General features: G+C 46.7%; 32 protein-coding genes. 4 read left to right on the plus strand and 28 right to left on the minus strand.

From position 1 onward, the window contains the following. Position 1: 1 nt before the first annotated feature. Complete coding sequence (locus ACFSUF_RS14035; protein WP_377603549.1) at positions 2-580, minus strand: phage scaffolding protein; 579 nt, start codon at positions 578-580, stop codon at positions 2-4. A 191-nt stretch (positions 581-771) separates the two neighbouring features. Here ACFSUF_RS14035 and ACFSUF_RS14040 point away from each other — a divergent pair, with 191 nt between their 5' ends. Continuing rightward, on the plus strand, positions 772-1,587 hold the full coding sequence (locus ACFSUF_RS14040; RefSeq protein ID WP_377603551.1) for a hypothetical protein: 816 nt from the start codon (positions 772-774) through the stop codon (positions 1,585-1,587). Here ACFSUF_RS14040 and ACFSUF_RS14045 read toward each other — a convergent pair. From ACFSUF_RS14045 to ACFSUF_RS14150, 22 genes are all read right to left on the minus strand, one after another. Beyond that, complete coding sequence (locus ACFSUF_RS14045; RefSeq protein ID WP_377603553.1) at positions 1,574-1,840, minus strand: hypothetical protein; 267 nt, start codon at positions 1,838-1,840, stop codon at positions 1,574-1,576. The genes ACFSUF_RS14040 and ACFSUF_RS14045 overlap by 14 nt on opposite strands. Positions 1,841-1,891: 51 nt before the next feature. Continuing rightward, a complete protein-coding gene (locus ACFSUF_RS14050; RefSeq protein ID WP_377603555.1) occupies positions 1,892-2,047 on the minus strand; it encodes a hypothetical protein in 156 nt (51 codons plus the stop codon). Then, the gene (locus ACFSUF_RS14055) at positions 2,044-3,840 is read right to left on the minus strand and encodes a minor capsid protein (protein WP_377603557.1); all 1,797 of its coding nucleotides are present in this window, start codon (positions 3,838-3,840) and stop codon (positions 2,044-2,046) included. Before ACFSUF_RS14055 ends, ACFSUF_RS14050 begins: the two co-directional genes overlap by 4 nt. Then, entirely contained in the window at positions 3,837-5,306 is a 1,470-nt protein-coding gene (locus ACFSUF_RS14060) for a phage portal protein (RefSeq protein ID WP_377603559.1), read from the minus strand. Before ACFSUF_RS14060 ends, ACFSUF_RS14055 begins: the two co-directional genes overlap by 4 nt. A gap of 16 nt (positions 5,307-5,322) precedes the next feature. After that, positions 5,323-6,561: a PBSX family phage terminase large subunit gene (locus ACFSUF_RS14065; RefSeq protein WP_377603561.1), complete on the minus strand. Its 1,239-nt coding sequence runs from the start codon at positions 6,559-6,561 to the stop codon at positions 5,323-5,325. Next, positions 6,558-7,295: a phage terminase small subunit gene (gene terS / locus ACFSUF_RS14070; protein ID WP_377603563.1), complete on the minus strand. Its 738-nt coding sequence runs from the start codon at positions 7,293-7,295 to the stop codon at positions 6,558-6,560. The genes ACFSUF_RS14065 and terS overlap by 4 nt, the downstream gene beginning before the upstream one ends. 426 nt (positions 7,296-7,721) lie before the next feature. Then, positions 7,722-8,282, minus strand: a complete 561-nt coding sequence (locus ACFSUF_RS14075) for a tyrosine-type recombinase/integrase (protein ID WP_377603565.1) — start codon at positions 8,280-8,282, stop codon at positions 7,722-7,724. Between the two features lie 55 nt (positions 8,283-8,337). Continuing rightward, a complete protein-coding gene (locus ACFSUF_RS14080) occupies positions 8,338-8,742 on the minus strand; it encodes a hypothetical protein (RefSeq protein ID WP_377603567.1) in 405 nt (134 codons plus the stop codon). 99 nt (positions 8,743-8,841) lie between these two features. Continuing rightward, the gene (locus ACFSUF_RS14085; RefSeq protein WP_377603569.1) at positions 8,842-9,264 is read right to left on the minus strand and encodes a hypothetical protein; all 423 of its coding nucleotides are present in this window, start codon (positions 9,262-9,264) and stop codon (positions 8,842-8,844) included. Between the two features lie 63 nt (positions 9,265-9,327). Then, complete coding sequence (locus ACFSUF_RS14090; RefSeq protein WP_377603571.1) at positions 9,328-9,621, minus strand: hypothetical protein; 294 nt, start codon at positions 9,619-9,621, stop codon at positions 9,328-9,330. A gap of 142 nt (positions 9,622-9,763) precedes the next feature. Next, a complete protein-coding gene (locus ACFSUF_RS14095; RefSeq protein ID WP_377603573.1) occupies positions 9,764-10,243 on the minus strand; it encodes a sigma-70 family RNA polymerase sigma factor in 480 nt (159 codons plus the stop codon). Positions 10,244-10,424: 181 nt separating this feature from the next. After that, the gene (dnaB, locus tag ACFSUF_RS14100; RefSeq protein WP_377603575.1) at positions 10,425-11,831 is read right to left on the minus strand and encodes a replicative DNA helicase; all 1,407 of its coding nucleotides are present in this window, start codon (positions 11,829-11,831) and stop codon (positions 10,425-10,427) included. Continuing rightward, positions 11,809-12,165 (minus strand): hypothetical protein, encoded by a 357-nt coding sequence (locus ACFSUF_RS14105; RefSeq protein ID WP_377603577.1) that lies wholly within the window; start codon positions 12,163-12,165, stop codon positions 11,809-11,811. The genes dnaB and ACFSUF_RS14105 overlap by 23 nt, the downstream gene beginning before the upstream one ends. After that, the gene (locus ACFSUF_RS14110; RefSeq protein WP_377603579.1) at positions 12,125-13,105 is read right to left on the minus strand and encodes a DUF4373 domain-containing protein; all 981 of its coding nucleotides are present in this window, start codon (positions 13,103-13,105) and stop codon (positions 12,125-12,127) included. Before ACFSUF_RS14110 ends, ACFSUF_RS14105 begins: the two co-directional genes overlap by 41 nt. A gap of 3 nt (positions 13,106-13,108) precedes the next feature. Next, positions 13,109-13,453 carry a hypothetical protein gene (locus ACFSUF_RS14115; RefSeq protein ID WP_377603581.1) on the minus strand — a complete coding sequence of 115 codons (345 nt, stop codon included), beginning with the start codon at positions 13,451-13,453 and terminating at the stop codon, positions 13,109-13,111. Between the two features lie 5 nt (positions 13,454-13,458). After that, positions 13,459-13,833 (minus strand): hypothetical protein, encoded by a 375-nt coding sequence (locus ACFSUF_RS14120; protein WP_377603583.1) that lies wholly within the window; start codon positions 13,831-13,833, stop codon positions 13,459-13,461. Beyond that, entirely contained in the window at positions 13,833-14,099 is a 267-nt protein-coding gene (locus tag ACFSUF_RS14125) for a hypothetical protein (RefSeq protein ID WP_377603586.1), read from the minus strand. The genes ACFSUF_RS14120 and ACFSUF_RS14125 overlap by 1 nt, the downstream gene beginning before the upstream one ends. 76 nt (positions 14,100-14,175) lie before the next feature. Next, a complete protein-coding gene (locus tag ACFSUF_RS14130) occupies positions 14,176-14,799 on the minus strand; it encodes a hypothetical protein (RefSeq protein ID WP_377603588.1) in 624 nt (207 codons plus the stop codon). A gap of 13 nt (positions 14,800-14,812) precedes the next feature. Beyond that, positions 14,813-15,532 carry an ORF6C domain-containing protein gene (locus ACFSUF_RS14135; RefSeq protein WP_377603590.1) on the minus strand — a complete coding sequence of 240 codons (720 nt, stop codon included), beginning with the start codon at positions 15,530-15,532 and terminating at the stop codon, positions 14,813-14,815. Next, entirely contained in the window at positions 15,525-15,788 is a 264-nt protein-coding gene (locus ACFSUF_RS14140) for an AbrB/MazE/SpoVT family DNA-binding domain-containing protein (RefSeq protein ID WP_377603592.1), read from the minus strand. The genes ACFSUF_RS14135 and ACFSUF_RS14140 overlap by 8 nt, the downstream gene beginning before the upstream one ends. A gap of 266 nt (positions 15,789-16,054) precedes the next feature. Next, a complete protein-coding gene (locus tag ACFSUF_RS14145) occupies positions 16,055-16,324 on the minus strand; it encodes a group-specific protein (RefSeq protein ID WP_377603594.1) in 270 nt (89 codons plus the stop codon). Between the two features lie 130 nt (positions 16,325-16,454). Beyond that, positions 16,455-16,676 (minus strand): helix-turn-helix domain-containing protein, encoded by a 222-nt coding sequence (locus ACFSUF_RS14150; protein ID WP_377603595.1) that lies wholly within the window; start codon positions 16,674-16,676, stop codon positions 16,455-16,457. 103 nt (positions 16,677-16,779) lie between these two features. Here ACFSUF_RS14150 and ACFSUF_RS14155 point away from each other — a divergent pair, with 103 nt between their 5' ends. The 3 genes from ACFSUF_RS14155 to ACFSUF_RS14165 are packed head-to-tail and all read left to right on the plus strand — an operon-like array spanning position 16,780 to position 18,839. Continuing rightward, positions 16,780-17,205: a helix-turn-helix domain-containing protein gene (locus ACFSUF_RS14155; protein ID WP_377603596.1), complete on the plus strand. Its 426-nt coding sequence runs from the start codon at positions 16,780-16,782 to the stop codon at positions 17,203-17,205. A gap of 13 nt (positions 17,206-17,218) precedes the next feature. Then, entirely contained in the window at positions 17,219-17,683 is a 465-nt protein-coding gene (locus tag ACFSUF_RS14160) for an ImmA/IrrE family metallo-endopeptidase (RefSeq protein ID WP_377603597.1), read from the plus strand. Beyond that, positions 17,667-18,839: a tyrosine-type recombinase/integrase gene (locus ACFSUF_RS14165; RefSeq protein WP_377603598.1), complete on the plus strand. Its 1,173-nt coding sequence runs from the start codon at positions 17,667-17,669 to the stop codon at positions 18,837-18,839. Before ACFSUF_RS14160 ends, ACFSUF_RS14165 begins: the two co-directional genes overlap by 17 nt. Before the next feature lie 33 nt (positions 18,840-18,872). Here ACFSUF_RS14165 and sufB read toward each other — a convergent pair whose 3' ends face one another. From sufB to sufC, 5 genes are read right to left on the minus strand one after another with little or no spacing between them, the layout of a single operon-like run. After that, positions 18,873-20,270: a Fe-S cluster assembly protein SufB gene (gene sufB / locus ACFSUF_RS14170; RefSeq protein ID WP_377603599.1), complete on the minus strand. Its 1,398-nt coding sequence runs from the start codon at positions 20,268-20,270 to the stop codon at positions 18,873-18,875. A 20-nt stretch (positions 20,271-20,290) separates the two neighbouring features. After that, positions 20,291-20,719 carry a Fe-S cluster assembly sulfur transfer protein SufU gene (gene sufU, locus ACFSUF_RS14175; protein ID WP_377603600.1) on the minus strand — a complete coding sequence of 143 codons (429 nt, stop codon included), beginning with the start codon at positions 20,717-20,719 and terminating at the stop codon, positions 20,291-20,293. Beyond that, positions 20,706-21,932, minus strand: coding sequence for a cysteine desulfurase (locus tag ACFSUF_RS14180; RefSeq protein ID WP_377603601.1), 1,227 nt, complete (start codon positions 21,930-21,932; stop codon positions 20,706-20,708). The genes sufU and ACFSUF_RS14180 overlap by 14 nt, the downstream gene beginning before the upstream one ends. Then, positions 21,929-23,230: a Fe-S cluster assembly protein SufD gene (gene sufD, locus ACFSUF_RS14185; RefSeq protein WP_377603602.1), complete on the minus strand. Its 1,302-nt coding sequence runs from the start codon at positions 23,228-23,230 to the stop codon at positions 21,929-21,931. The genes ACFSUF_RS14180 and sufD overlap by 4 nt, the downstream gene beginning before the upstream one ends. A 21-nt stretch (positions 23,231-23,251) precedes the next feature. Next, positions 23,252-24,037, minus strand: a complete 786-nt coding sequence (sufC, locus tag ACFSUF_RS14190; protein WP_377603603.1) for a Fe-S cluster assembly ATPase SufC — start codon at positions 24,035-24,037, stop codon at positions 23,252-23,254. Between the last annotated feature and the right edge of the window lie 17 nt (positions 24,038-24,054).

Below are 24,054 nucleotides of genomic sequence, written 5' to 3' on the forward strand. Positions count from 1 at the left end.
ATTAGTTCATTCCTCCAAGTATTTGATTTTCAATCAGGGTTTGCAGGCTACCCGGCTTTCCGCCGCCGGCGTCTACCGGTTTCGCACCGGAGAATTGCGGTTGACCCGGCTGCTTCTCGGTAAACAGGAAGGGTTTTGCTTCCTTGAGTCCTTTCAGCTGCTCGTCGAGGCCGCTTACCTTGCCATCATCGGAAAGGATCAGCTTTGTGCGATCCAGCAGGCCCGACACGATATCCGGGTCATGCGCTTCCCCCGCGATGGCTGCTTTAATGGCCGAAGTAAAGGACATTTCCTTCAGCTTGCCTTCGTACGTTTCTTTTGTGGTCTTGTTGGTTTCCTGCAGCGTTTCGATTTGCTTTTTCAGCTCCTCGTTATCGCCGGCAGCCTTCTTGAGATCCGCCAGTTGCTTGTCACGGTCCTTCAAGTCGGTATCCAGTTGCTTCTTGGCTTCGTTGAGCTGGTCGAACTTGTCTTTAGGGAACCATCTGCCGTCAGAAACAATGTCCGCCTTCGCATCACCCAATTTGCTTACGACCTGGTTGTACAGTTCCTCTCCAAGCAATTCCTTCAATTTATCCATTGTGAACACTCCCATTTAGTTTTTTTGGCGTAACCCACCGCCATGGGCGGCCGTGATGCTCCGGCCAACGAGCAATAGAAAGGGCCCCGGCAGTCTCAGCCAGAGCCCAAAAAAGAGATTCCATTTTTTATAAATAGTAGAATATAATTTAGAATATATAACCAATATATTCTTAAAGGGGAGACAACACAGTGCGCATTACTGCATCAGAATTTGATAGAGTTTCTTTTAAAATGCTCCTTAATATCCAAAGAGGAAACTACTACGCAAACAAGTTTGACTTTGAAATTTCTGACGAAACTTACTTCGATGTACTTAAAGAGTTACTTGATGATTATCACGTAGAAGGTTTTGCATTAGTCAAGATGCCCGGAGGTGGAGGCTTTAAGGCAATTAACCCTCGTGTAACTCGCAGCGGTTTATCTCTTATAGAAAAATACATTCGCGACAAGGTGCTACTCGTCTTAGCAACTAAGGCCTCTTCTCAAGGTATAAGCGATGCCACGATGAATAAGTCAGAGTTGGAAAAACGACTTGATGTTAAATCAGAGCAAATAATGCTCCACTTAGAATCTCTCGAAAACGAAGAATTCATTGAGATAACATCGAAAATCTACGCCGATGACGAACTATATAATTACGATATAGCATTAACCCCAAATGGTTTTAATTTGTTTTACGACACGCCGCATTTTAAGAAAAAGGAATCGTCTGTTGTTATAAATGGAGTAATGAACAACTACTCTAATTCCCAGGTCTTTAATGGCGACATAACTTTTTCAGATAGCTTTAACCATGTTGTGAATTCAACAGCGCTATCTCGAGAACAGAAAGAAGAACTCTCTGATCTTATCAGGAGCATTCTTACCGAAAAAAAGGTAACCCCTGATAATGAATCAAAGTTGAAGAAATATTTCGGCAAACTCGGTGATAAAGCCGGAGAAGCTGTTATTGTTCAAAGTGTGACCGCACTTATAAAAAGCATGTTAGAATCTAATGTTTCTTAGTAAACTTTTCCCCATCTGAAAACAGTTCTTCTCCGCGATTCGATGAGTAATATAGCAGTAGTTCTGATAACTGAGAGATTGAAGTTTCTGCAAGAAATTTATCTGTTAGAGGCATAACTTTTCTGTCTCTCATGACAATGGCCCACTTGTAAGGTGAACCCACCCAAGGATGTCCAACTGCCGGAAGCCTAAAGATACCCATCTTTTTTAGGCTTCTTTTTTTCACCCAGGACAGTCTTTTCTTACCGATCATGTAAATCCTCCTCCCCAAATAAAAAAGCACTCTCGACTATGCGGGAGCGCCTTACAGTTTAAATTCATTTTGGGTATGTTCATCCATAACCATTTTCAGTTTCTCATATAACGGTTTCACATCGTCCGGAGCGTCCGGTTTCAAATGTACCGTATCATTGCCAAAATGGATCCATGGCGCTAGTTTCGGCGGAATAAAGGGCATCATAGCATACCGGCCTCCTGCAGTTTTCGATTTAGGATCCTTATAACCTCTGTTGCCAGCCGCCTTGGATTTTCTATACCAATAGCTTCGGCAAACGATTCGGCAAGGATTTCTTTGGAATTCTTGTTAGCATAATCGCTTAATTCTTCGCGGATGTTTTCATTGGTGTGGTCGATCCCCAAGTTCGCCAGTGCTTCCTTGACGATCTCCGTCGATAATACCCCGCGGTTTAAACGTGAGAATATAATTTGCACGTCATCTACGGAAACCTTGGAACCGGTCCAGACGCCCATGACCTTCATGGCGTGGGCATATTCCAACAGATGGCCGAATTCATGAACAAAGAGAGATTCGCGGTTCGAGCCTGGCGGCCAATGCTTCACATCCACTGATGCCTTAATTATATCATCTATATCTTGGGAATTATAGTAATGCGATGAAATTTTCAGGTTTGACAAGACTTTCCCGCCAGTGTATTCCAAGCCTGCTTGTGCTACAAAGTCCTCTGTATCCACGGCTGTAATTTCCTTGGCAAACCCTTTAATGCTCGGGTACTCTTTCATTGCCTTGTCCATGGCCCGATTCACTGAATTGGCGCTATCCACGTCAAGTCCCGTATAGTCCGCCTTATCGAACCCATAGTCTCTCAAGGCGGCTTCCTCTGCTTCCTGAACCGTCTTGGCCGGGACGAACGGCTGCTGTGCCGGTGTCGGCGGCTGCGGTGCTGCCGGATCAGGGATATTGTTCAGCTTAAATGGTTCACTTGCTTCTTTGGCGTACGTCGCTTCCCAATCAGGATAGGTTATTCCGCCGGGAACATCGTAATATTCCCCTTTGTCGTCCATCGCTGACCGTACCTTGACGTTTTCTTCATAGTGCGGAATCGTCGTTGATCGGCAGCGGACATGCAGCGGCGGATAGTTTACCCCGGCCTGAGCTTCCGACAGCAGAAATTCTTTGCCGTCCATGTCCCGGCATGCGGGGGATGTCCTGGAATCCAGCGTCGCCGTGTACTTATACATCTCGACGCCAAGCTCTTTATAAGCATCCAAACGGGACTGTCCGGAAAAGTAAGCAGACTCCGTAAGGATCAACCTCTCTGCATTCGACCGGGAGACCTTCATTTTCTTGGCGAAGGCGTCAACCACGTCCTTGGCCGTATCCCCGCGTATAAGACCATGCGTGAGAGCCGTCTGCAGCTCGTTAAGCAACTTCGTCTTGTCGCCCCATATCCGGGTACTGAAATTCGTCCCGTCCGGCGACCAAGGCCGTGAAAGAAGCTTCTCGATCTGGGTGTGATCCAGTTTCGCGAAGGAGGAGCCAAGGCCCACGCCTTTTTGCATCTCGTAGATGGATTGATAGTATCCATCCTTGTAAATGGTACCCATGGTGTCCGCTGTGCCCTTCTGCTGCTTTGCAGACAGAATTTCGATATGTTGCCTCATCTGCGTCTGCAACGCCTCTAAGCGGCTCACACGGACTTTAATGGATGCATTCTCCAGCTCCTTCATCCAGCGGAGGTCTACCGCGTTTTCTTTCCCCTTCTCGATGTATTCCTCAACAGTCCATTTGAACTCTTTTAGCTCGCCGGCTTTCAGTACCTGCCGGGCGGTTGCCATGTCCATAATGCCGTTATTATGGCCGAACCGGGTGTAAAACGTATCGATATCCCGCTGTAAGGAAGCCATCGCCTTATCATACTGCGTGTTGAGGTCTTCGGTGTATTTTTCTCCCTTGCCGATCAGCGCGTCCGTGAGTTGGTCAAACCGATCGGTCCAGTACGCGTCGCTTCTCATTGGGTACCGCCGCCTTCAGGCGGTGTTTTGTCCTTACCCAAGCCGCCATACCCCTGTGGATCGTCTGGAGCGGCCTGCTCTTCTTCCTGGACGCGCTTAAGTTCTTCCTTAGCATCCTGGACCCAAGGATGATTTGCCAAGATGGTTTCCTGTGAGAGAATGCCGACGCTGTTCTTGACGTTGGTGATCGTATCCGTCTCGTTGATCAGGATATCCCGGTTAAAGAGGAATTCGACCGGCTCCTTCGTGTAATCGCCCTGTCCGGAGTTGATCAGGTGCATGTCAATGAACCAGCATAACTGCTCCAAGCTGGCTTGGAATTCCGTTTCGAGCGTGTTGGCGTCCATGTCCAGGTCATTATACAGCGACCGTAGGGCGACCCCGCTTGCATTGCTGCTGAACTCCTTGGCGGACGTGTCCACGCCGCGGCCAAACTCATAGATGTCCTTGCGGTTCATTTCCATGTGCGTCTTATACGCTTCGGTATCGATTTCCAAACTGATCGTATCCACGCCGCTGTTACCTTCCCCGTCTACCTTGATGAGCCGGTACGTGGAAAGGTTCTTGCGGAGCTCGCCCGCCTCCGTGCCGTCGTAGCCTTTGATGACAAAGATACTGTTCGGTAGATCCTCTAAATTGTTGGAGTTGTCAGACTTGCGCTTGTCGTAATCATCAACGAGCGATTTCAGGAACTGGATTAGGGGCAACTCCTCGTCGTTGTACTTGAAGCAAATGAACGGAACGCGCTCCCAGTTGTATGCTTGCTCTACGCCGTCCACAATGGCGGAAAAATGGGACTGGCTGCTCTCCTGATCCATGTCAGGCGTAAGCTTCCCGTCAACCAGTTCATACTTTTTGACGCCCTGCGTATCCCAATACTCTACTTTGGTCAGGTTCTTCTTGGTCGTGCCCTCATATCCTGTGACATCGTATGTCCGTATAACGGCCTGCAGCTCGGTATGAGCCGAATCCACCCATAGCGGTATGATCTCCTCTGATGGGATCTTCTTAAAAGCGAGCTGGCCGGATGGGTTGTAATACACTTGAACCCACGCTTTGCCTTTGTTGATCGCTTCTTTGCCGATGTTTTTCAGAAGCCGAAGCGTGTTCTTATCAAATAAGTCACCCAGCAGCTCTTGATACTTGGCGTTATCCGTTTGAATCGCAATCGGCTTGCTAAGCAGGTAGCCAACCTTCTGATCGGTCAGCTTCCGGATGAACTGATGCACCAGGCGATTGTCCGCCAAGTTCTTCGCAGGCTCCAGCTTACCGCCTTCCCCGACGACCGTGCGAACCCGTTGGAGAATGTCGGTATCACCTTTATAATACCTCTCCCCGGCCAGCATTTGGCTGCGCTGGCTGCTTGTTAGCCAGTCCTTGATTTCCTGCTCGATGATCTGCTCGGTTGTCATGGCGGACGCGGCGCCTGCCTGCAGGATGGAGAATATGTCTTGCATGAGGCTCATTGCCTCACCGCCTTTCCTATTCGAATGCGATGGAGGAACCGCGGCGCATGTCCTCAATGCTGTACCGCAGCGCGGCCATGGCGTCATCGAAGAAATCAACCGGTTCGTCCAGGTAAATGTTCTTTTTGGGATCGAACTTCCATTTCCATTGCGAGATTTCCTTAAGGGTGTTCACGCAATCAGGATGGATATGGATCTTATGCTTTTTGAGGAAGTCGATCTGTGCTTTTACGCTGCCGGGTTCCTTTTTCACGGGATAGGCTCGGTATCCGGCTTTCTTCCACGTCTTGATCCGGTCCGGCTCGGCGCTGTCGCAAGGCATCCTGAAGCGCTTGTCCAGCTTTCCTTCCGCCATCTGGATGATTTCGCCTGTGTCCTTCTCATGGACATAGATTTCATGGCACACAAACAGCTCACCGTCCTTGAAACCGACCGTGAGTATGGCATTCGCATGGTTGAAACCAAAGTCCTGTCCATGAGTCATAACGTCGAACCGCTCATGCGAGGTATCAAAATCATGGACAGTGTAGTTGCTGAGGATCAGGCCGCCCGTTTCGCCCCATTCTCCCTCACCATAAATCTTGTAGCCTTCCGGATCCCGTTCCTTCCTCATCATCATCCGCCGGTGATAGGCTTCGTCAATGAATCGGTTGTTCAGGTATGTGCTGTGGTGCGTTAAGACGTCGGGATGCTCGATATCAAAGTATTTCCCCTTGATAAAATGCGTTGCGGATACAGGGTTAAAGGTAAGCGTCATTTGATAATACAGGTTGCTGTTCGGCAGGATACCCCGGAGCCGGTCGTCCAAGATATCAATATCGGATTCCATGACTTCCGTTGCTTCCTCGATCCATATCCACGTGAGTTTCCCCTTTGTGAACGTGATCGATTTCAGCTTTTCCCGGTCCCGTGCATCATTGACGCCGCGGAAAATGATCTGATTCCCGGTAACCTTGCTGCGGAGCATAAGAGGTGACTGGCGAACTTCCCAATACTCTTCTGCCTCATCCCCGAATATCCGGTTGATAGCCGCCTGCAGCTCGGCAAAGGTACTGTTCCGGTGTGTGGCATCTACTTTGCGGACAACCAGCAGGTTCGCGCCTTTATACGTGGGATCTGACAGCTTCATGATGAAGTCCTGTGCCACGTTAACGGATTTCCCGCTGCCGGCGCTGCCCTTCATCACCCGGTACCGGTGCTTTGAACGGTTGACCTGGCGAAAGGCTGGGTTAAACTTCACGACGCCCCGGCTCATGGCTCATCATCCCCGTAATCTACGGTGAGCGTGAGAGGCTGCTTCGTATCGTCCTTGGTTACCTTTTCGACCTCAGCCTTCAGCTTGATTAGGCGTAACCGGTGCTCGTCATGGACGTCTTCCGGCGGCATTGTCCGAAGCATGTCCTCATACTGCTTGATCATGGTCGTTAGCCTGTGCATGGCTTGTGTCTGAGCGTTGAGTGCGGTTGCCTGACGATCCCAAGCGAACTGGAATTCAAACTCTTCTTCGACCATGATAGGAACCATGTTGTCGCCATCTGAATGCACTTCAAACTTGCGCTTTTTGACCTCTTTTATCATTTCATCCTTGCTCGTGACATGCATTTTGCGTTGGGCATCAAGGATATTGGACCATGCTATGCGGATTTGATACCACAGCATTTCCAGCCTGGACATGTTTTCCGTGGCATCGAAAATTTCAAGATAAATGGGATCATCCGGTAATAGCTTGCGGAATAGGCCGTGCTTAACAGCGTTGTCATTCCCTATTGGAGCGCTACCGCCTTTGTTTCCCTTAGCGTTTCTGTTTCCCCGCGGCGCCCCGCGCTTTGGCTCCGGCAGCTCGTCCCAGTTGTCCATACTCTTCCATTTTCGAACGAGCGCTGCACTGACGCCTAACTTATCGGCAATTTCAGCAGGTTTCATCGTGCGTCCGCTGCGGATCCAGAGCTTAGCAGCTTTCTCGCGGTCTGGGCTACGTTGACGTGACATCGTTCATTGCTCCACCTCCAATCTTTTGCTGCGGCAAGAGTAATTTGATATTGGCAGCCATAAGATTATCTTTTCTTTTTGGTTTTCCAGAAGCCATAAATAAAATAGCAAGATATCCCTAACAAAACCACTTGGTTCACGATTTGAAGGCACTCAATAACAGTTCTAGGCAAAATCAATACGATCATGTTCTCCCCCATGCTAAACACCTCCTATTTGAGTTTGTTTTCTCACTTTTTTCCTTGACTTTCACAGGCGCTTGTGATTTTGAAATTTAAACTCCTCAAAAACACCCAAAAAACAGCCTTTGAGTTCCCCTAAAAAGGCTTTGTGTGTAATTCAGAGGTTTCACACTTTTTTAGATTTTTCAAGTGCTTGAGATTCCTCTCAAAAATGAGTTCACTTTGCGCCGAATTATGGGTAACTCTACAGCGGATTTTCGTCTAAAGCGGAGTCTAACAGGTCCTGAAGGGCCCCGATATAACGCAAAGAGTCGCTTGGTTCTGTGTGTCCAAGCAACTCCATTAGTAACGCTATGTCCTTTGTTCGCTCGTATAAGTGATAAGCGCAGGTCTTTCTCATGGTGTGGCAGCCGATGTTATCCAGACCAAACTTTTTTCCGGCCTGGGCGAGTATCTTGTAGGCCATGCTGCGGCTGATCGGCTCGTTCTTTCGTCCGCTGATCTTCTTCCGGCTGCGGCCGGGGAACAGGTAATCTTCATCGTCCTTCCCCTCGATCAGCTGGTCCAGCACCTTGCGCAGCTCCTTGTTGATCTTGATTCGCATACGCTTGTCGGTCTTCTCGGTGACCAGGTTAATGTGCGTCCCCTTCACCATCCACACTTTTAAGGGTAGGATGTCAGAGATCCGGAGCGCCGTGTTTATACCCAGCATGAATAGAGCATAGTTGCGAAAGTCCGTCTTAAGCAGGTAGTCCTTAAATGCTTGGAGGCGTCTACGGTCCCGTATCGGTTGAACTACTTTCACCCTGTGCACCCCTCTATCGCTTTGATCTAATAAAAAAAAGCGCCTATTAGGGCGCTTAAAAATTTATCATTGTGTTAATTTGATATTTTTCCCACTCGTTGTCAGTAGGTTCTCTTAAGACATACTGATAACCAACTAGAAGTACTTTTTTATAAGCTTCAAAAGCTTCTTCGCTGAATTTGTTTTGCTGAACGTTATTTATAAAGGCCATTGAATTTTGCATGAATAGCAACGGATTTGTAAACTCAGTTACATCCTTCCACCCATCAACACCTTTAACCGACTGGCTTACTTTATCATCGCAAGTGCCTTTGCAACAAGGTATCACATCAGTAATAGTACCTTGCTTATTTTCAACAATTACAATAATGCCAGGACCTTTATCCTTACTTCCCTGAATTACATCTTTTCCACAAATTTCGCATTCTATCTTCGCTTCATCGCCATAAAGTTTTATCACTGCTACATACCCCTTTTATGTAATATTAGAGAACTCTCTCTAAATTCCATAATACTACAAAACATGGATAATAAAAGGTTAATTTTGATAATATCAATATCACTTTACTAACAATTCCTTTATAGCTTTCATAAGAACCGTTGCCAAGTCATCACCGTCATCGCCCTGTATATAATGAGCATCCCTGGCAATGAACCAATTGAACTTGAAATTCTGTATTTGAAACTGGAAATCATATGACAAAATATCAATCATCTGTGCGACAGAAAGTAACGGCAATGCTTTATTATGCTCGACAGCTATTCTGATTCCTTCTGCGTCATCGTATCGAATACAGTAATCATTGTCCTCTGGATAATATTCTGGATCAGTAATGACGAATACACCAGGTTGATCCTCGATAATGAATAATTCTCCAGCTTCTGGATCACCCCAATGATCCCTTATTCGTTTTATAACTCTTGGATCAACTATGCTTCTCATTTCTGCCTCAGTCAACCGATCACGCATTAAAACAGCCATTATGCCATCTCCCCTGGAAATATGATGTTGCTTAATATTTCTGTGGCAGCCAGAGAAGTCCTGCTATCGTAATCGAACCCGATCCTTATTAACTCTCTGCCATTTCTTCGCGGATGGCAAATGGTGTGTTGTCTCTCCGTAGCAGGTGATAAAAAATAACTTGGACTGCTTGACTATGGAGAACACCCACCATATACCGTCAAGCTTGATATATTCCTTCTGCCGGAACCAGTTGCCGCTCTGAATGTGAGCCTTGCACTGATCTGCCAGTTCATCCCTATCGATCTGTTTTACCCTGGAACAATACTTGTCGTAGGCGTGGTTAGTGATAATTAATTCAAGCTTGTCTAAATACATGGCCCCTTCCTCCTTAGGTTTACGACAACGAAAAAGAGACCGGGAGGGCTCCCCGATCTCTTCGTACTGCATGACTCTAATGCAACTTAATTTGGCGGAGAGTTTTACCTCTCACATATAGGTGGCATTCGCATGGCAAGATTTAACCTGAAAGAAAAATATTTTGTATTAATTCTCTGGATATCTTTCTTTGAGCCCTTTGGATATAGGAATCAACCGATCCTTTTGTGATGTTTAGCATTTGCGATATTTCGTAGTGTGAAAAACAATGACCATGAGCGAGAACATAACATTCCCTCTCCCTTTCCGATAACCTTGAAAGTGCATCATCAATCCTAAACCTTTCCCATTCCGACAGATTTGCCGGGCTTCCGGTTGTGCTGCCACTAACAAAAGCCTGCATTCGAACCGGGTCCATTAATTTTTCCCGTTGGTAAGCTGCGCGTCGTTCGATTCCCCGGCGGTTCCCCGGCCGGCGGCCAGACTGCAGCCACTCAAGCGTGTAATTGCAGTCCGAAATCATTTCACCGATGATCTGCCGCTCAGCCTTGTCCGTATTCAGCGTGCGCAGCGCCTGTAAGTTACGCCTGGTCCATTTATATCCCTTAACCATATCCTCCATGATGCTGCACCCCTTACGCTTCTTCCGGAGCGAATTCGTCGTCTTTAATTTCTTGGTTCAGGTTCTCGAGCACTTCCGCAACCTTACCATCCTTCTTTTTACGGGCCAGATCAATGCAAGCGTCGATGTGGTCCGTTAATTTATTTTTGTCTACCGTTTCCAGTGTAACCCACCCCTTTCGTTAGGCCCAATTTCTCTTATCTTTGCTGTTGCTGTTCGTCCCCGGATGTGGCTGGTCGTAATGGGCACGATCCAATGAAACGAACTTGTTATAGTTTTTGAGGAAGATCAATTCTACCGTACCCACCGGACCATTCCGCTGCTTTGCTAAGATGATCTCGATGATATTTTTCTTCTCGGATTCTGCATTGTAGTAATCATCCCGGTACAAAAAGGCTACGATATCCGCATCTTGCTCGATGGATCCGGATTCTCTCAGGTCGGACATCATCGGGCGCTTATCTTGGCGTTGCTCTACGCCCCGGCTCAGCTGAGACAGCGCGATGACTGGCACTTCCAGTTCCCTTGCAATCTGCTTCAATGTTCTGGATATCTCGGATACATCCTGTTGCCGGTCTCCCTTGCCGCGGCCCTGGATAAGCTGCAGGTAATCAATCAGAATCAATCCCAGACCTTTATCCTTTTTCAGTTGCCGGCATTTCGAACGTATTTCCGAAACTGTGATTCCTGGCGAATCGTCGATGTAGATTTCAGCGTCTGTTAGTGAACCCAGAGCCATTGTAGCTTTCTCCCAGTCATCCGCTTCCATCATGCCCGTTCTAAGGCGGTGCGCGTCAATATTCCCTTCGGCACACATCATTCGCGTTACAAGCTGTGTTGCACTCATTTCCAAGCTGAAGATTGCTACCGTCTCTTTCTGCCGGATCCCGACGTTTTGGGCGATATTGAGAGCGAAAGCCGTTTTACCGACGGATGGCCGGGCCCCGACGATAATTAAATCCGATTTTTGAAAGCCCGACGTCATTTTATCCAGGTCAGCGAAACCTGCGGAAATTCCGGTCAAACCGCCTTTATTGCCGCTATAGTGGGCGTTCTCGATATTCTGAAAGCACTCTTGTGCAACCTCGCTCATAAGCCGAAAGCTGCTTTTCTTTACCGTTTGATCGGCAAGCACTTGAGCGGCCGCCTGCATACTGGCTACCAGCTGGGCCGGGTCATCTGTGTTACGTGCCAAATGCGCTTGCTTTTGAATCTCAATAATCGCATTTCGGTGAACTGAGTTCTCCTTCAGCTTCGCAACGTAATATTCAACGTTTGCTGCAGAGGGAACCGATGACGCTAGCCCTGTTAGGTATCCGATCCCACCGATTTCTGAAAAAGCGTAGCTTTTGCTGAGCTTCGTCGCCAGGAGGACGATATCGACGGGTTCCCCGCCCGCCGATATGCTCTTCATCGCTTGATAAATCTCTTGGTTCGCTGGATCTGTGAATTCTTCGCCGCTGAGCATGTCTGCTACAATGTCATAGCATTTTGGCTCAAGGATGATCGCGCCCAACACGGACCGTTCTGCTTCTAAGTTCCGCGGAAGCTCCTGCATGTTAATCTTAGGACCACGATCTTGTTGCAAGCTGCTTCACCTTCTCTTTCAGCTTTTCAGGCATCGGCACTGCCTTGAGTTCCCGATCTTTTTCCACCTGTTCAAGCATCAACCGGGTATCCGCCGCATTGGGGATGTGAGGGCCTGCAGCTTCTGCCGTCGGTCTTACAGCAAGCTGCCCTGGCGTCGGTGGATATTTGTTGTCGGGGTTCATGATGTATCTTTTCAAGTTTGTCTCCGCCAGATCGTACGTTGTGGTCTTTAGCAATTCGGTCCAGAGGGCGACTTTGTAATCGTCGTAGAAGAATCCTCCCATGGTGTTTTCAATGACCAGGAAGAGCTTGCGCACTTCGCTCTCGTTCACGCTGTTCCGCCTCCCTTATTTTTCTCACGGCCTCTTCATTCCGAAGCTGCTGCTTGCTCTTGCCAGCAACAGCGGGATGGTTCCCCGAAGGCATCTTCATAGCAAGATCCTTGTACTTCTCACGGAGCTTCTTGGCGCTGAGTATGTTCTTTTGCCAGAATGGATCACTGGTAACCCAGTTGATTACACGCTTGATTTCGTCCGGCACCGCCTTGTCCAGTTCTACCAGCTTACGGAACTCGTCTGCCCACTTCTGCATGTCCGCATCTCGGACCAAGTGACCTTTTCCAAGCTGTTCTGCCGATGCCATGATCCTTTCAAACAGGTACTTTGCCATGAGTAAATACCTGTCATCCTCGGCATACGTCTTTTGTTGCCGAGAAGGTTTTTTTAATATCTTTTTCTTACTCTCCTTCTCTTTCTCTATCTCCTTCTCTATTTGTGTACTTTCTGTATCACTTTCTGAACGCTTACTAGGGTTAATGTATACATTAATTACATTACCGTTAGCATTAACTAGGTGAATGGGGGAAATGACCTTCTGGCAGGCAACACCTAAGTCGATCAATGTGTACTCGTCAATGAACACAATGGACTTCCTTCTCTTGGAGGCTCCTATGTATCTACTTTGGAAACCTTTGGAAGTTAGGATGTGGTGTTTTTCAAATAATTCTTGGTGGAAGAAACCCCATTTAATGCACTCATTAACTATGTCATTTACCTTGTTAATGTCTACATTAACCCGTTTTGCGAATACATATTGCTCACGTTCTTCCCATAGATGGAAGTATCCGTTTTTGTAAATCTCTGACATAAGTCGGATGATGATGCCAAAGCCTTCCATGCCGAATTTACCGATTACGACAAGCAACTTATCGTCCTGGTCAATGTCCACATCTAAAGGGAAATATTCAAGGCCTTCCTTTACAGGCCGCGCCATACCTTATCCCCCCTCTCCCTCAGTCGTTTGGTGCCATAACCAGCGCTCAAATTTCTTTTTTAAGCCCTTCTTCCTAAGGAACCGATCAAAGTCCCTTAAGTCGCTCCTATGTGCTTCCGATGCCGATATGAGACTTCCTTGGACTTCTTCTAAGACCGCACGTAGCTCCTGAACGATGCCAGCATATTCATCCAAGCGGACAAGGTAACAATCCTCCAGCGCCTTCATGTAGTGCGTAAGAAGAGGCGAAATCTCCGAAACAAACATCGTCTCGGTGATCTCATGCCTCCCCCGTCTCGCGATTAGATCTTCCACAATTGTTATGATTACGTCCCGATGTAAAGTCATTGTCATCACCTTTTCAGCTGCTTTAAAAAGCGGTAACCGGCCAAGAATCCCGCAACAAAGTGATCCTCGTTTTCCAGTAACCGACTAAAGTTTAATGCTTCTTCATATTCGATCAGGGCTTCCTTTTGATGATCGGGTAACGCAGAAGTCAACATGCTATCACGTTTATTTTCCGTCACTTCCTCCGCCTTAAAATACGCATCAGAGGCCGGAACATCCATTGCAAATAATGTTGTTAAGGCTAACTCACGGAGAACTTCTACCATCCCTTCCTCAAATAACCTGGTCCCGTCAAACGGGCTCAAATGACGATTGGGAGCAATTTTATTCATTAGGAGGGATACATCACTAACACTCTTCATTGCTGCAAAATCACCCATTAGAACGCCTCCTTGAGTAACATGCCGTCCCTAATACCTGCACGGTAAAATGCCTCGCATTGCTGGGTGAGTTCTTCGGCCATAAGCTGTTCCAAACTTTCGAAGAAGTTCTTTTGTTGTGTATTCATTGACTTCAAAAAAGCTTCTTGATATGACGCGATTTCCTTTCCCAATTCCTCATTTTTAGCGATGTTGTCTGCTTGGAGCTCGTTGAATCTGTTTGAAATCAGTTGGTTTAATGCTATAGAAAGTGCATCTTTTCTCACATGTATCACTCCTTTTACATTTAGGATTGAAAGGCGATTTCACCCTGAAAACCTGATGAAATCGCCCTTGGTTTACTTAACAGGCATTGATATGTGAACGGTAGTCACGATTTGCATCTCCAAGAAAAGTGGCAAGTCTCTGAAGAGCCTCAGTCCTCTCCATAAAAGTGCAATAATTCATCTCTTCTCCTTTGGTATTACAACGAGCAGCATTGTGCGCAGCTTTCTGTGCTTCGTCAAGAATTCCTTTTACGGCATCCAAAACGTCATCAAACTTTAATCCGCGAACGTACTCAATCAGTTTGAATTCATCATCGTCCAGGATGAATGCCGAGTTACATGCCGTTAATTCGAAAATGGCTTCAGATGGCATCGATTGGCTGTTAAACCATGCAGCATAGTTAGGTCCGGTAATCAATACGGTAACTTGCGCTCCTTGTACCAGCTGGAAGAATTCATGATCCCCAAGGCTAAAAGTAAAATCCGCACCGCCAAGGGTGATTTCAACAAGATCACCTGTTTCCATGAGATCTCCTTCGATATATTTGACAGCAATGGGTTCATCAACAAGGCTGATCAGCGGATCCGCATTATGATCTGCTTTGAATTCAAGTGAGCAATGCACTCCGTGTTTCGATAGAATCTCTAGCAAATCGCATACTTCCCCGGCATTGGAAGGAACCATATTAATCGTTGTCATATACACTTCTCCTTTAATAGCCTACAATTTTAGGAATCCAATTTTCGACATAACCTAGAACCTGTTGTAGTTCCTTTCGTTTAACATCAGTGTAACTACCAACACCCCAACGGTCTTTAATTTCACGATGAATTTCTCGGAACATCGGACGCCTATATTCAGGCAAATTAGCCAGCTTGTAAACGCGTTTAGCGATGGTTTTTTGAAGTCGCCGTTGCTCACCATGATCTAAAGTAATCTGTTCATCCACTTTTCTTTCAATCTGGTCAACCCTGTTATCCAGCTGCTGATATTTCTTATCTTGGATAAAAATGGCCTTCATCTCTGGACTCAAACCAGCATAAGGGTCTCTCTCGGACTCTAATAGATAATCACGGATGGCCCGCGCTACTTGACTGTCTCGTAGAAGCATTCCTATACGAAGAATTGCTCTTCTTGGAATGATTGTAAAAGAAGAAGCTGTTTTACCAATTAAACCCATCTCCTTCAAGGAGAACAGTTCGTCCCCCCGTAAAACACGAACTCCATCAATCGACAACTCATCCCGATTATCAAAGATGAGACTGTCTATCGCTTTTCTAGAAACTTCAAAGTATTCCGAAACCATTTCTACGCTGGCGTGTATATCTCCAGGGAGCATGATCAATTTTTTTACCTTTTCTAAAGCGTCAACTCGCTCGATTACTGTTTCTCGAAGAGATTTACTCTCAATGAGGGCATCACTTTTAGTCATGGATATGCCCTCCCGTTTTTGGCAGATCATCGACGCAATTAGTGCAAACTACCTTGCCCTTGTAATGAACAATGTAGTCCGCATTTCCGCAGAATACGCAAGCCGGAGAGTATTTCTTGAGCACGATCCGGTCCGCGTCGATGAAAATCTCCAGTCCATCTTTCTCGTTAATATCCATTGTTCTTCTCAGTTCGATGGGCAGTACGACCCGCCCCAGCTCGTCTACCTTGCGGACGATCCCTGTGGATTTCAGCATACTTCTTGCCACCTTCCGGGCTACTATGATAAAATGTAGCCAAATGTTATTTGAAATAGTTATTAATCGCGACTCTCTGGCTCCTACCCCAGAGGGTCGTTTTCGTTCTCAACATATCTTCCAGTCATCAACTTGTATGACTGGTAAACGATCAAAGACAACAACACTAGGCCAAAAACCAAATTAGTCCAATCGAATATAGTCATGACATCTTGTCCTTATTCATGACGTTCACCTCCTCTCCAGCTTTCAATTCAGATAGCTGATTAACAATCAGGCTGCTCTGATAACCATAGTTCAAGAAACTGTCTTCCCTCTTTTGCAGGAAACAACCACTTTCCTCCAACCTTCTTCTTCTTAAATCTAGGATCAAAGAAAAAATTATCTTGTATATAGTTCCAGCTCATACATGTCCGTTTTTGAAGTTCATTTCTGTCCCAGAAAACAAGATCCGCATCCACCTGCTTTAATAGTTCCGTTATGCGCTGCTTACATTCACGCAATATTGCTTCCTCATCGATCTTGACGGCAATCATTCCATTCCACCTCTCGTAAAAAATGGTAAAATGATAATTTAATTATCAAAATAAGTAAAAAAATATAGCAAAATAATTGACGATAATATAATTATCTTGTATATTATTAATAGATAATAAAATTATCGCTTCATTCATGCTTGAATAAGCCTCGAAAATAATCAGGGAAAAGTTTCTCGGCCGGTTGCTCGAAATATTGAGATAGTCGGAACATAAGGTCTCTGCCAGGAGTAAATGTTCCATTTTCGATCATTCGCACATAAACAGTGGAGATAAGATTGTCTGCAGCCACTTTTGCTTGTGTGCCCTTTTGTTTGCGGCATTCGGCGAAATAATGGCGTTTGTGAGTCATTGGCATTGCCACCTCCTTTGTACTTCTGATTATATTTGATAATTTTTTTATCGTCAACATATTTTTTGACAATATTCTTATCAAATTATGTCGGAGGTAGAAAATGAAAATTGGTTCTATATTAACAGAATTACGTTTAAAAAAGGGTTGGACACAAGATCAAATAGCTGAAGCCTTAGGAATAAAAAGGGCCCGGTATAACTCTTGGGAAAACGATATCGCAAGGCCTGACATTGAATTTGTTGACCAACTTGCCCAACTTCACAAGGTCTCCTCTGACTATCTTCTAGGTCGGATCGAACCAGGCATACCAGCATGGGCCACATCTAAAGATCAACGAGATTTCAAGAAAATGCTCGAAGAGGATACGCCAATTATGTTTGATGGAGTGCCGATAGAAGGAGAAGCGAGGCAGCGTGTTATGGATGTACTTACCGGGTTATTCTGGGAAGCTAAACAAATGAACAAAAAGACATATGGTAGAAAGAAAAACATCAAGAACGACACCCCAGATAACATCACAGAGTAGTAGGTGACCGCGCTTGGACAAGTTGACAAAAAAGTTAATACAACGATTTAAAACTAATGATCCATTCGTAATCGCGAAAGGCCTTAATATCAATGTTAAATTTGAATCTTTCCACGATGGAACCCGCGGTTTGTACTATCGAGTCCTGAGACGTCGTTTCATAGTAATACATGAAGGCTTAGACGATACCTGGAAGAGATTTATATGCGCTCACGAATTAGGGCACGACCGATTACACAATGGATTGAATAGATTTTGGTTAGACGAACATTCTTTTTTCACCCCTGGTAAGTTTGAGCGGGAAGCAACAGAATTTGCAGTCTTGCTTTTGTCAAAGGGAACACAAATTTCAGACTGCACAACAATTTATGAGGCAGCGCTTAATGCTGGGATACCAGTTGAGTTTGCGCATTACTTAGAAAAATTCGTGTCTTGTAGCAATATGGAGAGGAGTGAATACGATGGCATTCTTTCGTAAACGAGGAGAAAAATGGGAGTACAGAATAAGCTATGTAGATCGTCGAACTGGTAAATCCAAAGAGAAGACTAAAGGCGGATTTAAAACAAAGAAGGAAGCACAAGTAGCTGCTACTGCAGCTGAAGCAGATTTGAATTATTTTGGCTTTGATGAAAATGGCAATGAGAAAGTCGAAAAATATTTCAACGAATGGTTAGAAGTTTATAAAAAGCCTTACTTAAAACCAATTACATATTCTGTTCAAGAGAGAAACGTTAGATTGAATATATTGCCTCGTTGGGGGAATTATCGTTTAAAAGACTTGACGAGAAGTGAATATCAGAAATGGATTATTGAACTTCGCAGTCATTATAGCGAGGGGACTGTTCGAAGAATACACAGCATATTTTCAACAGCTATGGTTGATGCAGTTCACGAATACAATATTTTGCGTGAAAATCCAATTCAGAAAATTAAAATACCTAAAGATACTGAGAGCAAAGAAAAAGTACAATTTTTTGAAAAGAATGAATTAGAGCAGTTTCTTAACTCTGTTGCTAAGCCAATAAAAAATGCAAAGTATAAACACTCTATCCAGTACTATGCTTTGTTTACATTGTTATCTAGAAGTGGTCTTAGGATTGGTGAGGCACTCGCTTTAACCTGGGATGACATAAATTTCGATGAAAGAACAATAAACGTTAATAAAACACTCGTGTACCCTTTGAACTCTACCCCTTATTTATCTACTCCAAAATCCAAAAAAAGTAACAGAGTTGTTAAACTGGATGAAGAAACTATTTCTTTAATGCGGAAGCATAGGGTAAACCAAAAAGAAGTTATTCTTATGTATGAGCACTATCAGCCTTCGAAAGATAAAGTAATGTTTCACCAGCACGATGGCCGATGGCTGAGAACCAACGTTGTTCGGGAATATTTCAAGGAAGTTTGCAAACGAGCAGATCTGCCGATCTTGTCCCCCCACGCATTAAGACATTCCCACGCAGTTCACCTTCTTGAAGCTGGGGCAAATTTAAAATACGTGTCCGAAAGACTAGGACACGCGAGTGTCAAAGTCACAGCGGACACGTATTTACACATCACTAAAAAGTTGGAAGATGATGCTTTGGATCTCTACAACAAATATATGGACCGGACAAAAACCGGACAAGCATAAATCCATTAGCAGAAAATCCTTGAAGTATCAGGCTTACCCGATACTTCCTTCCATTTCGAACTTGATCAGACGGTTCATTTCAACGGCATACTCCATCGGCAGCTCTTTGGTAAACGGTTCAATGAAGCCCATTACGATCATTTGTGTCGCTTCGGCTTCGGTCAGTCCGCGGCTCATCAGATAGAACAGCTGGTCTTCGGAAACCTTGGAAACGGTAGCCTCATGTTCCAGGGTAATGTTATCGTTCAGAATCTCATTGTATGGAATAGTGTCCGAAGTGGACTCTTTATCCATAATGAGCGTATCGCACTTGATGTTGGCTTTGGAACCTTCGGAGTTGCGGCCGAAGGAGGCAAGGCCGCGGTACGTTACTTTACCGCCGTGCTTCGAAATCGACTTGGATACGATCGTAGACGTTGTATCCGGTGCAAGATGCGTCATCTTGGCGCCTGCATCCTGATGCTGGCCTTTGCCGGCTACAGCGATGGAAAGAACCATTCCTTTCGCTCCGCGGCCTTTCAGCACAACCGCAGGATACTTCATGGTCAGCTTGGAGCCGATGTTGCCGTCGACCCATTCCATCGTTGCATTCTCTTCAGCCACCGCACGTTTCGTAACGAGGTTGTAAATGTTCGGAGCCCAGTTCTGAATGGTGGTATAACGAACGCGCGCGTTCTTCATAGCCAAAATTTCTACTACGGCGCTATGCAGAGAATTCGTGCTGTAAATCGGAGCCGTACAGCCTTCCACATAGTGAACGAAGCTGTCTTCATCAGCCAGGATCAGCGTACGTTCGAATTGTCCCATGTTCTCGGAGTTAATACGGAAGTAGGCCTGCAATGGCACTTCGCACTTCACGCCTTTTGGAACATAGATGAAGCTTCCGCCGGACCAAACCGCACTGTTCAAGGCTGCGAATTTATTGTCATTCGGAGGAATGATCGTTCCGAAAAATTTCTTGAACAGCTCAGGATGCTCGCGAAGAGCGGTATCCGTATCTGTAAAGATAACGCCTTGATCTTCCAGATCCTTTTGCATGCTGTGATACACGACTTCAGATTCGTACTGGGCGGAAACCCCTGCAAGGAATTTCTGTTCCGCTTCTGGGATACCCAGCTTGTCGAACGTTTCTTTAATTTCGGAAGGCACTTCCTCCCAAGTCTTTCCTTGCTTCTCCGACGGCTTTACATAATATTGGATGTCGTTAAAATCCAAATCGTCCATGTTGCCGCCCCAAGTCGGCATAGGCATTTTGTTGAACTGCTCCAGCGACTTCAGGCGGAATTCCAGCATCCATTCCGGCTCGTTCTTCATTCTGGAGATTTCGGTTACGATTTCCTTCGTCAAGCCCTTACCCGATTGGAATACGGCTTTGTGCTCGTCGCGGAAACCATATTTATACTCTTCCATTTCCGGCATTTTCTTAGCCATGGCGCATACCTCCTATATCATTAATGCGATTCGCTTTGTTCAATTCCTTTACGCAGTGCGTTCCAAGCCAATGTGGCGCATTTGATGCGGGCTGGGAATTTGTTGACGCCGGACAATGCTTCCAGATCTTCATAATCCCCAAAGTCCACTTCCTCGCCCTTCATCAGGCCTGAAAATTTGTCCGCCAGCTCCATTGCTTCCGCAAAGCTCTTCCCTTTTACGGCTTCCGTCATCATCGAAGCGGAAGAAAGGCTGATGGAACAGCCTTCACCGACAAATTTCGCCTGCCGGACAATCCCGTCTTCCACCTGCATTTGCAAATGGATTTTATCCCCGCAGGTCGGGTTGTTCAGTTCAATGGATACAGACCCGTCTTCCAACTGGCCCCGATTCCGAGGGTTCTTGTAGTGATCCATGATCACTCTTCTGTACAAATCATCCAAACTCATGACCGAAGTACTCCTTTGTTTTTAGTAGGGCATTTACTAAGCGGTCAACATCGTCTTCGGTATTGTATAAATAAAAGCTTGCTCTAGCCGTCGCCGTCACCTGCAGCCACCGCATCAACGGCTGGCAGCAGTGGTGGCCGGCACGTACCGCAATGCCTTCTGTATCAAGGACGGTCGCAACGTCGTGCGGATGGACATCGCCCAGGTTGAACGTGACCAGTCCGGCGCGTTCGTTACGCGGCCCATAGATGACGATGTCGTCAATGGTGCTCATTCTCTCCATAGCATAAGCAGTCAGCTGCTTCTCATGCCGGTCGATCTCATCCAGTCCAATGTCTTGAAGGAAGTCAATCGCTGCACCAAGACCTACTGCTCCGGCAATGATCGGCGTGCCGCCTTCGAACTTCCAAGGCAGCTCTTTCCATGTAGATTCATATAGATCCACATGGTCGATCATTTCGCCGCCGAATTCGACCGGTTCCATGTTCTCGAGCAGCTCTTTCTTTCCATACAATGCCCCGATGCCGGTAGGAGCACACATCTTGTGACCGGATAAAGCGTAGAAATCACAATCCAAATCCTGTACGTCAATCTTCATGTGCGGCGTGCTCTGAGCACCGTCCACCACCATTACCGCTCCGTTGCGGCGGGCGATAGCAGCGATCTCCTTTACAGGGTTCACGGTACCCAGCACGTTGGATACATACATAACGGAAACGATTTTCGTACGCTCCGTCACCGTCTTTTCCACGTCCGCCAGATCAATCGTTCCGTCGGGCTGAAGCGGAATATATTTCAGCTCGGCGCCTGTCGCTTTGGCGACTTGCTGCCATGGAATCAAGTTGCTGTGATGCTCCATCGGCGTGATGACGATCTCGTCGCCTTCACGGCATACCGATCTTGCGTAACTTGAAGCAACCAAGTTCAAAGCTGTCGTCGTTCCACGGGTGAAAATAATTTCTTTCACAGAACGGGCATTTATGAATTTGGCCAGTTTCTCCCTTGCTCCTTCGTAAGCGTCCGTTGCCCGGGAGCCAAGGGTATGCACGCCGCGGTGCACATTGGCATTGTCGTATTCATAGTAGCGTTTAACGGCTTCTATGACTTGCACCGGCTTCTGAGAAGTGGCGGCACTGTCCAAATATACTAACGGATGTCCGTTGATCTCCTGGTCCAAAATCGGAAACAGCTTGCGAAGTTCGGCGGAGTTCATCGGCTTAACTTCCTTTCAATCTTGCCTTGTAATTGCTGGCGTACTGCCTCCAACGGTACGTCGGCCACTACCGGCGCCAGGAATCCGTTGATAATGAGACGTTCCGCCTCTACTTTACTAATACCACGCGTCATCATGTAGTAAACCTGTTCCGGGTTCACCTGTCCGACCGAAGCTGCGTGGCCTGCCGTTACGTCGTCTTCATCGATCAGCAGGATCGGGTTGGCGTCCCCGCGTGCTTTCGGGCTCAGCATGAGAACTTTCTCCGTCTGCTCGCCGTTGGCGCGGGTTGCGCCCTTCTCGATTTTCGTAATTCCGTTAATGATTGCCGAAGCGCTGTCTTTCATTACGGCGCGAGTGATCATTTGGCTGTCGGAATTCAAGCCGAAATGGATAGCGCGTGTCGTAATGTTAAGGCTCTGCTCTTCTGCTCCGATACAGATCACTTTCGCGTCGGATTCCGAGCCGTTGCCTTTCAGAATCGATGTCGTTTCGGTTACGGCTTTCCCGTTGTTCAGCTCGCCGATCACCCACTCAACCCGGCCGTCATTCTCAAGAACAGCCCGGCGGGAAGTAAAATCAATGATATGCTCGCCAAGGTTATGGATGGAGGAATATTCGACTTTCGCTCCGCCCTTCACGAACACTTCTACGATCCCGTTATGAACGAGCGTCTTTCCTTCACCGGAAAGATAGTTGTCAACGTAAGTCACCTTGCTGTTCGCTTCCGCTACAATTAACACGTGAGGCGCGAACGTCGCTTCACTGTCTTCCGAATAGAATACAGCCTGAAGCGGCACTTCCACGGTTACGTTGCGCGGTACATACAAGAATGCGCCGCCGTTCCATGCAGCAGCATGGAGAGCAGTGATACGGTTCTCTTCTACAAGCACGGCCTGCATCAGGTACTTCTGCACCAGATCGGAATGCTCGCGGACGGCTTTCTCGAGGCTAGTAAAGATAACGCCCTGGCTGGCAAGTTCTTCCGACAGCTGTTCAAACACAACTCCGGAGTTCTGCTGTACCAGCAAGTTATCGGCATGCCCTTCCTGCAGCAGCTCCTGGACATTTCCAGGCAGCTGCGACAAGGAATTCAAAGCCGCAGCCTCTTTGGCAACGCCGTATTCATTCAGGCTCCAGCGTGTAATATTCGTTTTCTCCGGTTTCGGCAATTCCAGTTGACCGGCCAGTTCCAATGCCTTTAAACGAAGGTCCGCGAGCCATGCAGGCTCGCTCTTGCTTGCGGATAATGCGGCGATGGCGTCACGGCCCAACGGAAGAATAGTTTCTGTACTCATGCGTAGTGCTCCCCCTTTGGATTAGACGTTCTCGCCTACAGTTTCGTCCACGATTCCCAGCTCTTCTTTAATCCAGTCGTAGCCTTCGGCTTCCAGACGCTCTGCCAGCTCCGGTCCGCCGGACTTCACGATACGGCCCTGCATCATAACGTGTACGAAATCAGGCTTAACATAGTTCAACAAGCGCTGATAGTGAGTGATGATCAGGAAACCGCGGTCTTCGCTTCTCATTGCATTTACGCCGTTCGCTACGATGCGAAGCGCGTCAATGTCAAGACCGGAGTCGATCTCATCAAGGATGACCAGAGAAGGATCAAGCAGCATCATCTGAAGAATTTCGTTACGCTTCTTCTCTCCGCCGGAGAAGCCTTCGTTCAGGTAACGGTGAGAGAACTCCGGGTTCATCTCCAGTTCTTTCATTTTGCCTTCCATTTGACGGATAAACTTAATCAGCGAAATCTCGCTGCCTTCTTCACGGCGGGCATTAATCGCGCTGCGCAGGAAATCGGCATTTGTTACGCCGGCAATCTCGCTCGGGTATTGCATAGCCAGGAATAGACCTGCACGGGCACGCTCGTCTACTTCCATCTCCAGAACGTCTTCCCCGTTAAGCGAAACGGATCCTTCAGTAACCTCATATTTAGGATGGCCCATCAGCGTGGAAGCCAACGTACTCTTACCTGTTCCGTTCGGACCCATGATGGCATGAATTTCGCCGCCTTTAATTTCCAGGTTGATGCCTTTCAAAATTTCTTTGCCTTCGATAGCCGCCTTCAGACCTTCTATCGTGAAATGAGTTGTAGACATGGACTAGTGACCTCCGT

It is taken from the genome of Paenibacillus gansuensis (assembly GCF_042684925.1).
Taxonomy (GTDB): domain Bacteria; phylum Bacillota; class Bacilli; order Paenibacillales; family DY6; genus Paenibacillus_N; species Paenibacillus_N gansuensis.

What these genes read in the sequence shown, in the direction of transcription:
- ACFSUF_RS14035 (WP_377603549.1), bottom strand. Translation starts at nt 580, where the DNA reads ATGGATAAATTGAAGGAATTGCTTGGAGAGGAACTGTACAACCAGGTC.
- ACFSUF_RS14045 (WP_377603553.1), bottom strand. Translation starts at nt 1,840, where the DNA reads ATGATCGGTAAGAAAAGACTGTCCTGGGTGAAAAAAAGAAGCCTAAAA.
- ACFSUF_RS14050 (WP_377603555.1), bottom strand. Translation starts at nt 2,047, where the DNA reads ATGATGCCCTTTATTCCGCCGAAACTAGCGCCATGGATCCATTTTGGC.
- ACFSUF_RS14055 (WP_377603557.1), bottom strand. Translation starts at nt 3,840, where the DNA reads ATGAGAAGCGACGCGTACTGGACCGATCGGTTTGACCAACTCACGGAC.
- ACFSUF_RS14060 (WP_377603559.1), bottom strand. Translation starts at nt 5,306, where the DNA reads ATGAGCCTCATGCAAGACATATTCTCCATCCTGCAGGCAGGCGCCGCG.
- ACFSUF_RS14065 (WP_377603561.1), bottom strand. Translation starts at nt 6,561, where the DNA reads ATGAGCCGGGGCGTCGTGAAGTTTAACCCAGCCTTTCGCCAGGTCAAC.
- terS (WP_377603563.1), bottom strand. Translation starts at nt 7,295, where the DNA reads ATGTCACGTCAACGTAGCCCAGACCGCGAGAAAGCTGCTAAGCTCTGG.
- ACFSUF_RS14085 (WP_377603569.1), bottom strand. Translation starts at nt 9,264, where the DNA reads ATGGCTGTTTTAATGCGTGATCGGTTGACTGAGGCAGAAATGAGAAGC.
- ACFSUF_RS14090 (WP_377603571.1), bottom strand. Translation starts at nt 9,621, where the DNA reads ATGTATTTAGACAAGCTTGAATTAATTATCACTAACCACGCCTACGAC.
- ACFSUF_RS14095 (WP_377603573.1), bottom strand. Translation starts at nt 10,243, where the DNA reads ATGGAGGATATGGTTAAGGGATATAAATGGACCAGGCGTAACTTACAG.
- ACFSUF_RS14110 (WP_377603579.1), bottom strand. Translation starts at nt 13,105, where the DNA reads ATGGCGCGGCCTGTAAAGGAAGGCCTTGAATATTTCCCTTTAGATGTG.
- ACFSUF_RS14115 (WP_377603581.1), bottom strand. Translation starts at nt 13,453, where the DNA reads ATGACTTTACATCGGGACGTAATCATAACAATTGTGGAAGATCTAATC.
- ACFSUF_RS14120 (WP_377603583.1), bottom strand. Translation starts at nt 13,833, where the DNA reads ATGGGTGATTTTGCAGCAATGAAGAGTGTTAGTGATGTATCCCTCCTA.
- ACFSUF_RS14130 (WP_377603588.1), bottom strand. Translation starts at nt 14,799, where the DNA reads ATGACAACGATTAATATGGTTCCTTCCAATGCCGGGGAAGTATGCGAT.
- ACFSUF_RS14135 (WP_377603590.1), bottom strand. Translation starts at nt 15,532, where the DNA reads ATGACTAAAAGTGATGCCCTCATTGAGAGTAAATCTCTTCGAGAAACA.
- ACFSUF_RS14140 (WP_377603592.1), bottom strand. Translation starts at nt 15,788, where the DNA reads ATGCTGAAATCCACAGGGATCGTCCGCAAGGTAGACGAGCTGGGGCGG.
- ACFSUF_RS14145 (WP_377603594.1), bottom strand. Translation starts at nt 16,324, where the DNA reads ATGATTGCCGTCAAGATCGATGAGGAAGCAATATTGCGTGAATGTAAG.
- ACFSUF_RS14150 (WP_377603595.1), bottom strand. Translation starts at nt 16,676, where the DNA reads ATGACTCACAAACGCCATTATTTCGCCGAATGCCGCAAACAAAAGGGC.
- ACFSUF_RS14155 (WP_377603596.1), top strand. Translation starts at nt 16,780, where the DNA reads ATGAAAATTGGTTCTATATTAACAGAATTACGTTTAAAAAAGGGTTGG.
- ACFSUF_RS14165 (WP_377603598.1), top strand. Translation starts at nt 17,667, where the DNA reads ATGGCATTCTTTCGTAAACGAGGAGAAAAATGGGAGTACAGAATAAGC.
- sufB (WP_377603599.1), bottom strand. Translation starts at nt 20,270, where the DNA reads ATGGCTAAGAAAATGCCGGAAATGGAAGAGTATAAATATGGTTTCCGC.
- sufU (WP_377603600.1), bottom strand. Translation starts at nt 20,719, where the DNA reads ATGAGTTTGGATGATTTGTACAGAAGAGTGATCATGGATCACTACAAG.
- ACFSUF_RS14180 (WP_377603601.1), bottom strand. Translation starts at nt 21,932, where the DNA reads ATGAACTCCGCCGAACTTCGCAAGCTGTTTCCGATTTTGGACCAGGAG.
- sufD (WP_377603602.1), bottom strand. Translation starts at nt 23,230, where the DNA reads ATGAGTACAGAAACTATTCTTCCGTTGGGCCGTGACGCCATCGCCGCA.
- sufC (WP_377603603.1), bottom strand. Translation starts at nt 24,037, where the DNA reads ATGTCTACAACTCATTTCACGATAGAAGGTCTGAAGGCGGCTATCGAA.